Origin of the sequence: Paraburkholderia sp. J63, from assembly GCF_905220245.1 — a bacterium.
Taxonomy (GTDB): domain Bacteria; phylum Pseudomonadota; class Gammaproteobacteria; order Burkholderiales; family Burkholderiaceae; genus Paraburkholderia.
Genome location: NZ_CAJMZF010000051.1, coordinates 1 through 13,602 on the forward strand (window position 1 = coordinate 1; position 13,602 = coordinate 13,602).

The window sequence follows — 13,602 nt, forward strand, 5'->3', positions numbered from 1 at the left end:
TTCTCCGCAAAAGCCTTGATGGGCGGGGCGAGAAAGGCTTTTTTATCCGGCTGCACCAGTTTGGGGAATATGCTTGCCGAAGGGGGTAAGTTGAAGGGTCGGGGGCATGTGCGGAATCGCTGAAAGCGTGGGAGTTTCAGGGAGTGGTGTGCCGAGGAAGAAAGCTTTATTTTTCCGGGGAACATGGGGGTTGAGCGGGCGGGGCGCTGGTAAACTTCGGCCGGCATTCAGCACCATCCCACCGGAGTTCATTCATGCGCCGAAACCTGCTTCGCGTTTCTCTTGCCGCTGCCGCGTGTCTGCTTGGCGCGTGCTCTGCCGCGAGTTCCTCTGCTCCGTCGAATACAGTGGGCGCCGATCGCGACGCGCATGGGTGCATCGGCTCCGCTGGCTATTCGTGGTGTGAACATACGCAGCGCTGCGAACGGCCTTGGGAACTCGCGAAGCAGCAAGGCTTTGCCGCCACCGAGGCGAACTTCGCGCAATACTGCGCTACCGGAACGGCTAACTAACCCGAATACCGGGCGGGAAGGCCGGCCGCTTCAATCCACTCGGGCCGGCTTCGCGCCTGCAAAAATTTCGCCCAATTATTTAGGAGAACATCGGATTAACCAGCTTGCTGGTAGCGAGTCAGCGTCTCATGCATCCCGTATTTTCCGTCTATAGATAGGACATATATCACAACGTGATATATGTCCTATAATAATCATGGGGTTCTGTGTGTTTCGACAACCTGTGCAATCGGAACCGATGACCACGGAGGCAAATTATGGGTGGCAAACTTTCCAATCCGGCGCCGCTCGGGCTAGCCGGGTTCGCATTCACCACATGGATGCTCAGCATGGTCAATGCCGGCTGGTTCAGCGCCGACGCATTGGGCCTCGTGCTCGCACTGGCGTTCGCATTCGGCGGCACGGCGCAAATGATTGCGGGCGTGATGGAATTTCCGCGCGGCAATACGCTAGGTACGGTGGCGTTCCTCAGCTATGGCGCGTTCTGGTGGTCGTTCGCGCTCTTTGTCGCCTTTCTCGGCACGAAGGTGCCTGAGGCGTTCGTGGGCTGGTATCTGCTGGTATGGGGCGTATTTACGTTTTATATGTGGATCGGCTCCATGCATACGAGCACGTCCGTGCAACTGGTGTTCCTCGCGCTATGGATCACTTTTCTGCTGCTGGCGATCGGGGCGTTCACGGGCTTGTCGTTCGCCACGCATCTGGGCGGCTACATGGGCCTGATTACCGCCGCGCTGGCGTTCTACGCGTCGGCGGCCATGGTCATCAATGAAAGCTTCGGGCGCACCGTGCTGCCCACTCATCCTTACGTAGAGCCGCCGCATCCCCAGGCAGCGTAGCGGTTTCGCGCCGGCGGGGGCGCGTGCCCGAGGGCGCTTCCCGCCGACGGCATGGCAGCGCAACGTCCTCAATCAGGAGGAAGCCATGTCTGAGCATCAAACTTTTCCCGTGACAGCGGAGTGGGCGAAGCACGCTTCGATCAATCAGGCGCGCTATGAGGAGATGTATCGCCGGTCCACGGAAGACCCGGAGGGTTTCTGGGCGGAGCAGGGCAAACGTCTCGACTGGATCAAGCCGTACACGCAGATCAAGGACGTCTCGTTCGCCAGTAACGACTTGCATATCCGCTGGTTCTACGACGGCACGCTCAATGCCTGCAGCAATTGCCTCGATCGTCATCTCTCCACGCGCGGCGATCAGGCGGCCATCGTCTGGGAAGGCGACGATCCCGCCAACAGCCGCACGCTCACGTACCGTGAGTTGCATGCGGAGGTTTGCAAGTTCTCCAATGTGCTGAAATCGCTCAGCGTAAAGCGCGGCGAGCGCGTGACCATCTACATGCCGATGATTCCTGAGGCGGCCGTCGCGATGCTCGCCTGCGCACGTATCGGCGCGATTCACTCGGTGGTGTTCGGCGGCTTTTCTCCCGAGGCGCTCGCGAATCGTATTCGGGACTGCGAATCGAATGTCCTGATTACCGCCGACGAAGGCGTGCGCGGCGGCCGCTCGATCGCAATGAAGGAGAACGCCGACGCGGCAATGGAAAAGTGTCCCAACGTGCGAACGTGCATCGTGGTCCGCCGCACGGGAGGCAAGGTCGGTTGGCGCGAGGGTCGCGATCACTGGTACGAAGCGCTGATGAGCCGGAGTTCCGCGGACTGCCCGCCGGAAGAGATGAATGCCGAAGATCCGCTCTATATCCTCTATACCTCGGGCTCGACGGGCAAGCCCAAAGGGGTCGTGCACACCACGGGCGGCTATCTGACCTATGTGGCGATGACGCACCAATACGTCTTCGACTATCACGATGGCGACGTCTACTGGTGCACGGCCGATGTGGGCTGGGTGACGGGACACAGCTATATCGTCTATGGTCCGCTCGCCAACGGCGCCATCACGCTGATGTTCGAGGGCGTGCCGAACTACCCGGATAGTTCGCGCTTCTGGCAGGTGTGCGACAAGCACCAGGTGCAAATCCTTTACACCGCGCCAACCGCGATCCGTGCGCTGATGCGCGACGGAGACGCTCCGGTCAAAAAGACCTCGCGCCAATCGCTGCGCCTGCTCGGCACCGTAGGCGAGCCGATCAATCCGGCGTCGTGGCTCTGGTATTACGAAGTCGTCGGCGAAAAGCGGTGTCCCGTGATCGACACCTGGTGGCAAACGGAAACCGGCGGCATTCTGATCGCGCCGCTGCCGGGCGCCATGACGCTCAAGCCCGGCGGCGCCACGCGGCCGTTCTTTGGCGTGCGTCCCGCGATCGTGGACGAGAAGGGCGCCGTCATCGAGGGCGCGGGCGCAGGCAGCCTGTGCATGCTCGATTCGTGGCCGGGGCAGATGCGCTATGTGTACGGCGACCCCGAGCGCATGCGCACGACCTATTTCAGCCAGTTCGAAGGCAAGTACTACACCGGTGACGGCTGCTATCGCGACGCGGACGGCGACTACTGGATCACGGGGCGCATCGACGACGTGGTCAATGTCTCGGGGCACCGGCTTGGCACCGCAGAAGTGGAGAGCGCCCTGGTGACGCATCCCTGTGTCGCCGAGGCGGCCGTAGTGGGCTTCCCGCATTCGCTCAAGGGGCAGGGCATCTATGCGTATGTGACGCTCAAGGTGGGCGTGGAGCCCACGGAGCCGTTGCGCCAGGCGCTGGTGGCGCTGGTGCGCAAGGAGATCGGCCCGATCGCGAGCCCCGACTTCATTCAGTGGGCGCCGGTTTTGCCGAAGACGCGCTCAGGCAAGATCATGCGTCGTATCCTGCGCAAGATTGCCGATGGCGACTACGACAATCTCGGCGATGTGTCGACGCTGGCCGATCCGCGCGTCGTCAAGGAATTGATCGAGCATCGGATTGCGCATTGAAGCGCAAACGATAACGAAACCTTCCATGCAAGGGGCGGCAAGCTGGATCGACGCTGCGCGGGGTTGAATGACTTCGCCCCGCTCAACTCTTCTTCACATAAGCATTACACCACCCCTTGGCATACACGAGCTTGCCGCCATAAGTCGGGCACGGGCCGGTCGTCGAGCCGGCCTTGCCCTGATAGAGCTGGCAATTGGCGCAGGTCTGCCCGGCCTGATATCGAGCGAACTTCGACTTGTCGACCTTGGTCGCGTCTTCCTTGTAGCCAAGAGCCTGTGCGGTCGGATCGCTTTCGGACAGCAGCGGGGCGTCGGCTCGCGACTCGGTCGAAAGCATCGTCGCCGATGCAACGGAGGCGGCAACGATCATGAAACGCCGGCGGGAAAGTGACATGGTGGGGACTCCTATATGTAATGGAGCCGGCGGAACATGAGGCGCATGGCATGCATCGCCCGTGATCCAGTTACGCTGAGTGCATCCCGTCGGTCCATGGAAGCTCGCTGAGCATACGCCATACCCACCGGTCAGATCGCCGGATTCGCTGGCGCCTGGCGTGCCTCGAAACCGGCCTGCTGGTCCTGCTGCCGATTCGAGGCACATCGACTTCGACAACCGTGATACGAGGCCAAATATATCACGGCGTGAGCTAGCCAGTCATGCAGCACGCGGGCGCGGCGGATCAGTCGCGCGCTTGTGCGTCTCGCAGGCTCGCGAGCGATGCGCGTTGGTTCCCTTCGGCGTCGAAGTTCCCGGCGTCGAGCCATGTTTCGAACGCGCGTTTCACACTGGGCCAGTCCTTGTCGACGATGGCGAACCACGCGGTGTCGCGGCTGCGTCCCTTGTACACGATGGCCTGCCGGAAGATGCCTTCAAACTGAAAGCCGAGCCGCAGCGCGGTCCGGCGCGAGGGCGCGTTGAGGCTGTCGCATTTCCATTCGTAGCGCCGGTAGCCCAGCTCGTCGAAGGCATAGCGCATCAGCAGGTACTGCGCCTCGGTGGAGAGGGCCGTGCGCTTGAGCAGCGGCGAGAACGTGACGTTGCCGACTTCGATCACGCCGTTTGCCGGATCGATGCGCATCAGCGAAAGCGTGCCCACGGCCTTGCCGGTCGCCTGGTCGATCACCGCGTAATGCAGCGGATCGGTGGAGGCCGCCGCGCCCGTGAGGTACGCGCGGTACGACGCGAGATCCGCGAACGGGCCAATCGTCAGATAAGTCCAGTCGCTGCCGTCGGCGGCGTGACAATAGGCATCGAAAAGGTCGGCCGCATGCCGCTCGACGTCGATGGGCTCGAGCCGGCAGCGCGTGCCCTCGATGTTCACGCGCGCGGGCCGCTCGCGCGCCGTCCAGCCGGACAGGGCGTCGCCGATGGGTTGCTGGTATTCGTTCGTTCTGGCTGCCATTCTTCACACACTCCGTTCGCACGGCGGGGGTCGCGTGCATGACACGTTACTTCGGGAATGGCAAAAGTAACCCCGCTCGTGGCACCTTGAAAAGGTCCACGGCGATCGAAGCCGTTGGAGCCACGCCGCGAGGCGCGGCAGGGGAGGCGCTGCTCGCGGCGCAATCCGGTCTCCCATGCGATGGAGAGTACGGTGGAGAGCATTGCGCCACGAGCCTCAGGTTCATTGCGACATCGAACCCGAAGCAGGATGGTCCATGCCCATCGCGTCGTGCTTCTTCATGGACGAGTCCTTGGACATCTTGTCGTGCGCCATCGCCCCGCTCTTGCTCTTCGTGTCGTGGGACATGGCGTCTTTCCCCATGGTGTCTTTCGACATGGTGTCGTTGCCCATCGCGCCGCTCGCCTGAGCGAACGCGTTGCCGGCGCCCGCGCCCACGACAGTGGCGCTAACGATGATGGCGGCGAACATGATCTTCTTCATTGCTGTGCTCCTTGGTGGGTGAAAATTGGGTCCGGCAATTGAGGCGTCACGAGCCGCCGAACCAGTTGTAGCCCTGGTCGACCCAATAGCCGCCGGGGTAGGTGTTCGTGACGAAAATCTCGACGATGTGCTTCGGATTCTTGTAGCCGAGCTTGGTCGGCATGCGCAGCTTCATCGGGTAGCCGTATTTCGCGGGCAGGCGCTCGCCGTCGTAGTCGAAGGCGAGCAGCGTTTGCGGATGCAGCGCGGTGGCCATGTCGATGCTTTCGTAGTAGTCGTCGGCGCAGCGAAAGCCCACGTATTTCGCGGTGGTGTCCGCGCCCACGCGGCGCAGGAAGCCGGCGAATGGCGTGCCGCCCCAGCGGCCGATCGCACTCCAGCCTTCCACGCAGATATGCCGCGTGATCTGCTCGGCGTGAGGCAGCGCGTAGAGTTCGGGCAGCGTCCACACGCGCTGGCCGGTCACGAGCCCGCTCAGTTTCAGGCGATAGCTGCCGCCATTCACGACAGGTGCTTCGTCTACACCGTAGAACGCGTTGAACGGAAACGGCCGCGTGATCTGCGCCTCGCTGTAAGTGGGCGCGAGCTGGTGCGAATCGAAAAGCCAGCCCTGCACGCGATCGTTGAGCCGCGAGACGGCGCTGAGGAACGTGTTGACGGAGGCTTCGTCGGTGATCGAGCAGCCGGTCAGCATCGAGAGGCCGCCGAGCGTGAGCAGGCGCTTGCCGAACAGCCGCCGCGAGGGCATCTCGAGCCTGGCCGTTTCGCGGCGCGCGTCGGCAAGAATCGCGGCGCGATCGAGCGTGATGATCTTGCGGTCTTTCGTATTCATCTGGATTCCTTATCGATGATCGAGGGCTCGGCTTCAGCGGCCGCGCAGCATGGTGAGGAGCGAGCGCGGCACGAGCGCGACCATGGTGACGTGCAAGACCACGAACGCGGCCAGCAGCGACATCGCGCAGAAGTGCACGACCCGGGCGTTGTCGTAGCCGCCCATGAGCTCGCGCAGCAGCGGAAACTGCACGGACTTCCAGATCGCGAGACCGGAGAGCACGAGCACGATCAGGTCGGCGATGGCGAACAGATAGGCGAGCTTTTGCACGGCGTTGTAATGGCGCAGGTCGGCGTGCGAGAGATGGCCGGTGAGCGCGGCGCGCAGGTCGGCGAACACGGCGCGCGGGCTCAGCGGAAGGAACTTCGCGAACAGGCGTCCGCTGGCGAGGTTGAGCGCGAGATAGACGAGCCCGTTGAACACGAGCAGCCACATTGCCGCGAAATGCCATTGCAGCGCGCCGCCGAGCCAGCCGCCTAGCGTGATCGACGTCGGGATGACGAGGCCCGGGAAGACCGGCGAGGCGTCGTAGATGCGCCAGCCCGAGAACATCATGAGCAGCGCCGCGAGTGCGTTGAGCCAGTGCGTCGCGCGCAGCCATAGCGGATGGATCGGGCGCATGCCGTGCGCAAGCGGTTCGTGTGCGCGCGGCCGGGCGGTTGTGGTTTCCATCGCGAGCTCCTCGTGGCGGGCAGGTACTGCTGAATTCGCTGGGGGGCGGGCGGCGGTTACAGCGGTGCGTGAAAAAAACCGCTGGGCGCATCGACGCAATAAATTTTTTCGCGGGGTGTAACCGGCGGCGCACGGCCGACGAATTAACTCGATGGGATGCGCAGTCGCGGGAACGCGGCGCGCGTGGACAGATTCAGGAGCGGAGACTGGCAGCGTGAGCGCGGCGAACCCGGCGGCAGGATGGATGCACACGCGCGAGCGCGGTTCGCCGGGTGGCGGCGCGGGCGCTATTGCGGTGGCGGACGCCATCGGCTACCCTCACTCGATTGCGCCCGTATTGGGTCGCGCCGCGGCCGCTGGCGCCGCTGCGTGCAAGCCCGCTGCAAGCTTCGAGGCGGGTGCGGAGATTGGCGCGGGCGCGCCATCCCGTCATCCGGAGAACACAGGACGCCCTTTGCATCCCGCGGAAATCCGTCTCAAAGCGCTGTTCGTCGGCGGCCTTGCGGGCGATGCCGACGCGTACCGTCTTTTCCTCCAGGAACTCACGCGGCATTTGCGCGGCTATCTGCGCCGGCGCATTCCGCAATTGCACGACGACGTGGAAGACCTCGTGCAGGAGATCCTGCTCGCCGTGCACAACGCGCGCCACACGTGGCGCCCCGACGAACCGCTGACCGCGTGGGTGCACGCGATCGCCCGCTACAAACTGATGGACTTCTTTCGCTCGCGCTCCCGCCGCGAATCGCTGAACGATCCGCTCGAGGACCACACCGACCTGTTCGCCACCCCCGACGACGAGCCGGCGCAAGCGCGCCGCGACATCGGCAAGCTGCTCGACCAGTTGCCGGACAAGCAGCGCCTGCCCATCGTCCACGTCAAGCTCGAAGGTCGCTCGGTGGTGGAAGCCGCGCAGCTCACGGGGCTTTCGGAGTCGGCCGTGAAGGTGGGCATCCACCGCGGCCTGAAGGCGCTCGCCGCGCGTATCCGGGGGGCGCAATGAAAACCGACGACCTCATCGACCTGCTTTCCACCGGCGTCACGCGCGTGGACCGCAAGGCGGTCTTGCGCCGCTTCGCGCGCGCGCTGCCGCTCGGGCTCGCCGGATCGCTCGTGATCGTCGCGCTCGTGTTCGGCGTGCGGCCCGATCTCATGAGCGTCGCGCAGACGCCGATCTTCTGGGCGAAGCTCGCCTTCCCGGTGGCCGTGGCGCTCACGGCCGCGCGGGTCCTGAGCCGGCTGGGGCGTCCGGGCGTGCGCGGCGGCTATGCGTGGGCGCTGGTGGCCGTGCCCTTCGTCGGCGTGTGGCTGGCGGGGTGGTTCACGCTGGGCGCCGCCGCGCCCGCCGAGCGCATGCCGCTCATGCTCGGCCTGTCCTGGCGCACTTGCCCGTTCAATATCCTGCTGCTTTCGGTGCCCACGTTCGCGGCCGTGTTCTGGGCCGCGCGCGGTTTTGCGCCCACCCGGCCGCGTCTTGCGGGCGCCGCCGCGGGCCTCTTCGCGAGTGCGCTGGCCACCATCGCCTATTGCGTGCATTGCCCGGAAATGAGCCCGGCGTTCTGGAGCGTCTGGTATGCGCTCGGCATGCTGCTGCCCGCGGCGGTGGGCGCGTGGCTTGGGCCGCGGTTGTTGCGGTGGTAGTGTGATCGACGGGCGCGATGCCCGGCTTGTGCGTCGTGTGACGCGGTTCGCGCGAAAAAGTAGGGATTGCTAACTAAATAAGCTGCGCGCGGCAGACGGCGGCGAACGCCTCGCCGCCGCCGTGTACTTTCAAACCGCGCCGCTTTCCCTCAACGCATGAATGCGTGCTGCGTCGTAGCCGAGCTCATGCAGGATCGCCTCGGTATGCTCGCCGAGCGCGGGCACCGGGTCCATGCGCGGGTTGTCGGCGAGCGTCGCGCCCGGCGGCAGCAGCGCGGGAATCTCGCCCGCGGGCGTGCCCACGCGCGTCCAGCGCTCGCGCGCGGCGAGCTGCTCGTGCGCCCATACCGCCTGCATGTCGTTGATATGCGCGTTCGCGATCTTCGCTTCTTCAAGCCGCTCGATCACGTCGCCCGAGGTGAGTGCCCCGAACGCCTCCTCGATGAGCTTGCCCAACTCCGCGCGATGCGTCACGCGGCGGCTGTTCGAGCAGAAGCGCTCGTCCCCTGCCAAAGCAGGCTGGCGCATCACGGTCTCGCAGAAGCTCTTCCATTCGCGCTCGTTTTGCAGGCCGAGCATGACCGACTTGCCGTCGCCGGCCTTGAACGGGCCGTAGGGATAGATCGTCGCGTGTGCCGCGCCGTTGCGCTGCGGCGGCGTCTGACCGTCGATCGCGTAGTAGAGCGGGTAGCTCATCCACTCGACCATGCTTTCGAGCATCGACACGTCGATGCGGCGCCCGCGCCCCGTCTTGCCGCGTTCGATGAGCGCCGCGAGGATGCTCGAATACGCGTGCATGCCTGCGGAAATATCGGCGATCGAGCAGCCGGCCTTGGCCGGTTCGTCGGGCGAGCCGGTGATGCTGAGAAAGCCCGATTCGCTCTGGATCAGCAGGTCATAGGCTTTCTTGTCGCGATACGGGCCGTCGCTGCCATAGCCGGAGATGTCGCAGACGATCAGGCGCGGGTAGCGCTCGCGCAGCGTCTCGTAGTCGAGCCCGAGGCGCTGCGTGGCGCCGGGCGCGAGATTCTGCACGAACACGTCGGCGTCGGCGAGCAGCGCGTGCACGATCGCGAGCGCCTCGGCGTGCTTCACGTCGAGCGTGATGCTTTCCTTCGAGCGGTTCGTCCAGACGAAATGCGAGGCAAGGCCGTGCACGCGTTCGTCGTAGCCGCGCGCAAAGTCGCCCACGCCGGGGCGCTCGACCTTGATGACGCGCGCGCCCAGATCGGCGAGCTGGCGCGTGCAGAACGGCGCCGCGATCGCATGCTCGAACGTGACGACCTTGATGCCTTCGAGAGGGCGCATAGGAGGCTCCTTTGTGCAGGCAGAGGCAATCAGAACGAACGCGGCAGGCGGAGAAGGTGCTCGGCCACGTACGAGAGAATCAGGTTCGTCGAGATCGGCGCGACCTGATACAGGCGTGTCTCGCGGAACTTGCGCTCCACGTCGTATTCGCAGGCGAAGCCGAAGCCGCCGTGGAATTGCAGGCAGGCGTTCGCGGCTTCCCACGAGGCATCGGCCGCGAGCAGCTTGGCCATGTTCGCCTGGGCGCCGCACGGCTCGTGCGCGTCGAAGCGGCGGGCTGCCTCGAAACGCATCAGGTTCGCGGCCTCCACGTTGATGAACGCGCGCGCGATGGGGAACTGCACGCCCTGGTTCTGGCCGATCGGCCGGCCGAATACCTGGCGATCCTTAACATATTTCGAGACCTTGTCGACGAACCAGTAGCCGTCGCCGATACATTCGGCGGCGATCAGCGTGCGCTCGGCGTTCAGTCCGTCGAGGATGTACTTGAAGCCCTTGCCTTCCTCGCCGATCAGGTTTTCGGCGGGAATTTCGAGGTTGTCGAAGAAGAGCTCGTTGGTCTCGTGATTGACCATGTTCGGGATCGGCTGCACGGTCAGACCCTTGCCGATCGCCTCGTGCAGGTCGACCATGAAGATCGACATGCCTTCGCTTTTCTTCTTCACGTCCGAGAGCGGCGTGGTGCGCGCGAGCAGGATCATGAGGTCGGAGTGCTGCACGCGCGAGATCCAGACCTTCTGGCCGTTGATCACGTAGCGGTCGCCTTTGCGAACCGCCGTGGTCTTGATCTTCGTGGTGTCGGTGCCGGTGGTGGGCTCGGTCACGCCCATCGATTGCAGGCGCAGCTCGCCGCTCGCGATCTTCGGCAGATACTTGAGCTTCTGCTCGGGCGAGCCGTGGCGCAGCAGCGTGCCCATGTTGTACATCTGGCCGTGGCAGGCGCCCGAGTTGCCGCCGCTGCGGTTGATCTCTTCCATGATGACCGAGGCCTCGGTGAGGCCGAGGCCCGAGCCGCCGAATTCCTGCGGAATCAGCGCGGCCAGCCAGCCCGCTTTCGTGAGCGCGTCGACGAAGGCTTCGGGATAGCCGCGCTCCTCGTCGATCTTGCGGAAGTACTCGGCCGGAAACTGGCTGCACAGATCGCGCACGGCTTCGCGGATGTCCTGGTATTGATCGGTAGCGTCGTTCATTGCATGGTTCCCTGCGTGTATCCTGGTGGATTCGTCAAGACAGTCGGGTGGTTCAGGCGAGCACCGCGCGGGCCGACATCGTCAGCCAGCCTTCGTGATCTTTCGCCCAGAGTTCGACGGCGTGGCCGTCCGCGCTGCGGCGCCCGCATACGGTGAAGGCGTGCCCGAGAAAGGTCGGGCGCACGGCCTTGAAGCTGTACTCGCGCACGACGGCTTCGGGCGCGAAGCGCGCGACCATGTCGAGCAGCAGCGTGGCGATCAGCGGCCCGTGCACGACGAGGTCCGGATAGCCTTCGGCATGGCGCGCGTAGTCGCGGTCGTAGTGAATGCGATGGCCGTTGAAGGTGAGCGCCGAGTAGCGGAACAGCAGCGCCTCGGTGGGCGCGATCTCGCGTTGCCAGTCGGCATCGGCGGGCGCCGGCGTGGGCCTCGGCTGCGGCTGGCCCGGCTGCGCGGGCTCGCGATAGACGATGTCCTGCTCCTCGCGGATCGCGGTGACGCCATTGGCCTGGATTTCGTGCTCGACGGTGACGAACGCGAGACGTCCGCTGCGTCCTTCCTTGTGGTCGACGCAGAGCACGCGCGACACGCGCCGGGCATTCGCACCGATCGCGAGCGGCGCGTTGAACGTGATGCGCCCGCCCGCCGCCATGCGCCTCGGCAGGCCGAGATCGGGCAGAAAGCCGCCTTTTTGCGGATGCCCGTCGGCGCCCAGTTCGGCTTGCGGCGCGGCGGACCAGAAGTAGAGCCAGTGCCAGATCGGCGGCAGCGCCTCGCCCGGCCCCGGCGCATGGCTGCTGTCGAGCGTCGCGGCCAGCGCGGCGGCGGGAGCCGGGGATATGAGGTCGGTGATCGTCTGGACCGGCCCTGTGAGCGGTTCAGGCAGGGGAGTGTTCATCGCCGTCTCCAGCGCTGGTTCGGCCAACGCCTTGCTATAGGAAGAGTGAGGAGGGAATGAGGCGACTGTATGCGATTGTTCCGGGACGCGGAAATACCGATTGAATGTACCGGTCATAAGGGTATCCTATGACCCTCGCATCGACAGGGCAGGGGGGCTCAAGCCCATGGACGTTCGTCAGCTTCGTTATTTCGTGAACATCGTCGATTACGGCAGTCTCGGCAAAGCCGCGGAAAAACTCTACGTGGCGCAGCCGTCGCTGAGCCAGCAGATCGCGAAGCTCGAAGACGACCTGGGCGTGCCGCTGCTCGTGCGCAGTCCGCAGGGCGTGAAGCCCACCGCCGCGGGCCAGGCGCTCTACCGTCACGCGCGCCTCGTGCTGCATCAGATGGAGCAATTGCGCCAGGAAGTGCGCGAAGGCGTGGGCGCGGAATCGGGCACGGTCGCCATCGGCTTTCCCACGACGATGGCCTCGGTGCTCGCGATGCCCGTGTTCGAGCGCGTGCGCGAGCGCTATCCGGGCATCCGTCTGCAATTCTTCGAGAGCATGAGCGGCTATCTGAACGAATTGCTCGCGAATGGCCGGCTCGATCTCGCGATCCTGTTTCGCGACACGGCCACGCCGGGCATCTCGGCGCTACCGGTGCTCGACGAAGAGCTGTGCGTGCTCGGCGAGCCGGGGCTCTCCGCGCGTGCGCGCACGTGCCCGCTGGCGGCGCTCGCCGACGTGCCGCTGGTGGCGCCGGGCGTGGCCAACGGTCTGCGTCTGCTGCTCGAACGAGTCTTCGCGCGCGAGCAGGTGCCGTTGAATATCGTCGCCGATGTGGACTCGCTGCCCATGCTGCTCTCGGTCGCGCAGTCGGGCGCGGCGTGCACGATCTTGCCCGCTTCGGCGCTGGCGCTGCGCGCGCCGGCCGAGCGGCCCAGGATGCGGCGCATCGTCGATCCCGTGATCAGGCGTCCCGCGAGTATCTGCTGGCCCAATGCGTTGCCGGTGAGTTCCGCATCGCTCGCCGTGCGGCGCACGCTGTGCGAGCTGATCGAGGAGCTTTGCGCGAGCGGTGTATGGACAGGAATCGAATTGCGCGAGGGGATTGCGGCGGCGGGCTGACGCGTGGCATCGGGGGAGACGCCGCGCGTCAGTGGAATGCAGTGGAATAAATAGCCAGCCGGGAAGCTGGCGTGATGTGGCGTGTGCGCCCTTACTGCTTGTTGTCGACGCGCTTGGGCTTGGGCGGCGATTCGACCTTCGCGTACTGGAATGCCGGCGTGGCCTTGAGCGCTTCCTTGGTCGCGCCCGGCAGATACAGGTTGCCGCCGCGCACGTCGAGCGAGGCGATGGGCACGGCCACGTCGTGCGCGGCCACGCCGAGGAAGCCACCCGCGGAGACGATGGCCGCCGACACGGTGCCGTCCGGCGCGATGATCAGATCGCGCACGGTGCCCACCTTCACGTTGTCGTCGTTATAGACGGCCTTGCCGAGCACGCTCTTCTTCACGCTCCAGCCTTCGAGCAGCGCCTGCGATTGCTCGACCGTCACGGAGAGCGGCTGCGCGCCCGCGACCTGGGCTTGCGCGCCAGCGCTGGCCACGCTTGCGGCCAGAACGGCGGCCGTCAACATCGTCATGCGAAAAGACATTTCCTGGACTCCTGATTCGAGGTTTTGCTTCAAGGTCAATCGGCGACAGCGGCCGCGCGAAATAATCGAATCGCAATACTAGCGGGAATGGGGAATGGCTGCGCGCAAGCTGCTTTGGCGCGCTGAAGGAAAGCGCGAATGGAAGGCACGAAGCAGGCATG

The 13,602-nt window shown here is 64.9% G+C and carries 14 protein-coding genes and 1 pseudogene; 6 read left to right on the forward strand and 9 right to left on the reverse strand.

The window, feature by feature from the left end; all coding sequences use genetic code 11:
* Positions 1-254 precede the first annotated feature (254 nt).
* The 3 genes from U5775_RS33665 to acs all read left to right on the forward strand — a co-directional run bounded on the left by U5775_RS33665 (position 255) and on the right by acs (position 3,377).
* Positions 255-512: a hypothetical protein gene (locus U5775_RS33665; RefSeq protein ID WP_322062450.1), complete on the forward strand. Its 258-nt coding sequence runs from the start codon at positions 255-257 to the stop codon at positions 510-512.
* A 257-nt stretch (positions 513-769) separates the two neighbouring features.
* The gene (locus U5775_RS33670; RefSeq protein WP_322062451.1) at positions 770-1,351 is read left to right on the forward strand and encodes an acetate uptake transporter; all 582 of its coding nucleotides are present in this window, start codon (positions 770-772) and stop codon (positions 1,349-1,351) included.
* Between the two features lie 85 nt (positions 1,352-1,436).
* The gene (acs, locus tag U5775_RS33675; protein WP_322062452.1) at positions 1,437-3,377 is read left to right on the forward strand and encodes an acetate--CoA ligase; all 1,941 of its coding nucleotides are present in this window, start codon (positions 1,437-1,439) and stop codon (positions 3,375-3,377) included.
* 82 nt (positions 3,378-3,459) lie between these two features.
* On the opposite strand, the gene U5775_RS33680 is transcribed toward acs, so the two are convergent.
* The 5 genes and pseudogenes from U5775_RS33680 to U5775_RS33700 form a co-directional block, all read right to left on the reverse strand.
* Positions 3,460-3,771 carry a high-potential iron-sulfur protein gene (locus U5775_RS33680; protein ID WP_322062453.1) on the reverse strand — a complete coding sequence of 104 codons (312 nt, stop codon included), beginning with the start codon at positions 3,769-3,771 and terminating at the stop codon, positions 3,460-3,462.
* A gap of 295 nt (positions 3,772-4,066) precedes the next feature.
* Positions 4,067-4,780: pseudogene (locus tag U5775_RS33685) on the reverse strand (GNAT family N-acetyltransferase); the annotation flags it as partial.
* Positions 4,781-5,002: 222 nt separating this feature from the next.
* A complete protein-coding gene (locus U5775_RS33690) occupies positions 5,003-5,263 on the reverse strand; it encodes a pentapeptide MXKDX repeat protein (protein WP_322062454.1) in 261 nt (86 codons plus the stop codon).
* A 46-nt stretch (positions 5,264-5,309) separates the two neighbouring features.
* Positions 5,310-6,095, reverse strand: coding sequence for a molybdopterin-dependent oxidoreductase (locus U5775_RS33695; protein ID WP_322062455.1), 786 nt, complete (start codon positions 6,093-6,095; stop codon positions 5,310-5,312).
* 33 nt (positions 6,096-6,128) lie between these two features.
* On the reverse strand, positions 6,129-6,767 hold the full coding sequence (locus tag U5775_RS33700) for a cytochrome b/b6 domain-containing protein (RefSeq protein WP_322062456.1): 639 nt from the start codon (positions 6,765-6,767) through the stop codon (positions 6,129-6,131).
* Positions 6,768-7,221: 454 nt separating this feature from the next.
* Between U5775_RS33700 and U5775_RS33705 the strand changes: the two genes are divergently transcribed.
* On the forward strand, positions 7,222-7,767 hold the full coding sequence (locus U5775_RS33705; RefSeq protein WP_322062498.1) for a sigma-70 family RNA polymerase sigma factor: 546 nt from the start codon (positions 7,222-7,224) through the stop codon (positions 7,765-7,767).
* Positions 7,764-8,405 carry a DUF1109 domain-containing protein gene (locus U5775_RS33710; RefSeq protein ID WP_322062457.1) on the forward strand — a complete coding sequence of 214 codons (642 nt, stop codon included), beginning with the start codon at positions 7,764-7,766 and terminating at the stop codon, positions 8,403-8,405. Before U5775_RS33705 ends, U5775_RS33710 begins: the two co-directional genes overlap by 4 nt.
* A gap of 129 nt (positions 8,406-8,534) precedes the next feature.
* On the opposite strand, the gene U5775_RS33715 is transcribed toward U5775_RS33710, so the two are convergent.
* From U5775_RS33715 to U5775_RS33725, 3 genes are read right to left on the reverse strand one after another with little or no spacing between them, the layout of a single operon-like run.
* On the reverse strand, positions 8,535-9,713 hold the full coding sequence (locus tag U5775_RS33715) for a CaiB/BaiF CoA-transferase family protein (RefSeq protein ID WP_322062458.1): 1,179 nt from the start codon (positions 9,711-9,713) through the stop codon (positions 8,535-8,537).
* 29 nt (positions 9,714-9,742) lie between these two features.
* Positions 9,743-10,903 (reverse strand): acyl-CoA dehydrogenase family protein, encoded by a 1,161-nt coding sequence (locus U5775_RS33720; protein WP_322062459.1) that lies wholly within the window; start codon positions 10,901-10,903, stop codon positions 9,743-9,745.
* A 52-nt stretch (positions 10,904-10,955) separates the two neighbouring features.
* Positions 10,956-11,801 (reverse strand): acyl-CoA dehydrogenase, encoded by an 846-nt coding sequence (locus tag U5775_RS33725; RefSeq protein WP_322062460.1) that lies wholly within the window; start codon positions 11,799-11,801, stop codon positions 10,956-10,958.
* Between the two features lie 166 nt (positions 11,802-11,967).
* Here U5775_RS33725 and U5775_RS33730 point away from each other — a divergent pair, with 166 nt between their 5' ends.
* Complete coding sequence (locus U5775_RS33730; RefSeq protein ID WP_322062461.1) at positions 11,968-12,912, forward strand: LysR substrate-binding domain-containing protein; 945 nt, start codon at positions 11,968-11,970, stop codon at positions 12,910-12,912.
* Between the two features lie 91 nt (positions 12,913-13,003).
* Here the strand turns inward: U5775_RS33730 and U5775_RS33735 are convergent, their stop codons facing one another.
* Positions 13,004-13,441 (reverse strand): PRC-barrel domain-containing protein, encoded by a 438-nt coding sequence (locus U5775_RS33735; RefSeq protein WP_322062462.1) that lies wholly within the window; start codon positions 13,439-13,441, stop codon positions 13,004-13,006.
* Between the last annotated feature and the right edge of the window lie 161 nt (positions 13,442-13,602).

Coding starts and splice junctions, on each gene's coding strand:
- U5775_RS33665 (WP_322062450.1), top strand. CDS start 255: ATGCGCCGAAACCTGCTTCGCGTTTCTCTTGCCGCTGCCGCGTGTCTG.
- U5775_RS33670 (WP_322062451.1), top strand. CDS start 770: ATGGGTGGCAAACTTTCCAATCCGGCGCCGCTCGGGCTAGCCGGGTTC.
- acs (WP_322062452.1), top strand. CDS start 1,437: ATGTCTGAGCATCAAACTTTTCCCGTGACAGCGGAGTGGGCGAAGCAC.
- U5775_RS33680 (WP_322062453.1), bottom strand. CDS start 3,771: ATGTCACTTTCCCGCCGGCGTTTCATGATCGTTGCCGCCTCCGTTGCA.
- U5775_RS33690 (WP_322062454.1), bottom strand. CDS start 5,263: ATGAAGAAGATCATGTTCGCCGCCATCATCGTTAGCGCCACTGTCGTG.
- U5775_RS33695 (WP_322062455.1), bottom strand. CDS start 6,095: ATGAATACGAAAGACCGCAAGATCATCACGCTCGATCGCGCCGCGATT.
- U5775_RS33700 (WP_322062456.1), bottom strand. CDS start 6,767: ATGGAAACCACAACCGCCCGGCCGCGCGCACACGAACCGCTTGCGCAC.
- U5775_RS33710 (WP_322062457.1), top strand. CDS start 7,764: ATGAAAACCGACGACCTCATCGACCTGCTTTCCACCGGCGTCACGCGC.
- U5775_RS33715 (WP_322062458.1), bottom strand. CDS start 9,713: ATGCGCCCTCTCGAAGGCATCAAGGTCGTCACGTTCGAGCATGCGATC.
- U5775_RS33720 (WP_322062459.1), bottom strand. CDS start 10,903: ATGAACGACGCTACCGATCAATACCAGGACATCCGCGAAGCCGTGCGC.
- U5775_RS33725 (WP_322062460.1), bottom strand. CDS start 11,801: ATGAACACTCCCCTGCCTGAACCGCTCACAGGGCCGGTCCAGACGATC.
- U5775_RS33730 (WP_322062461.1), top strand. CDS start 11,968: ATGGACGTTCGTCAGCTTCGTTATTTCGTGAACATCGTCGATTACGGC.
- U5775_RS33735 (WP_322062462.1), bottom strand. CDS start 13,441: ATGTCTTTTCGCATGACGATGTTGACGGCCGCCGTTCTGGCCGCAAGC.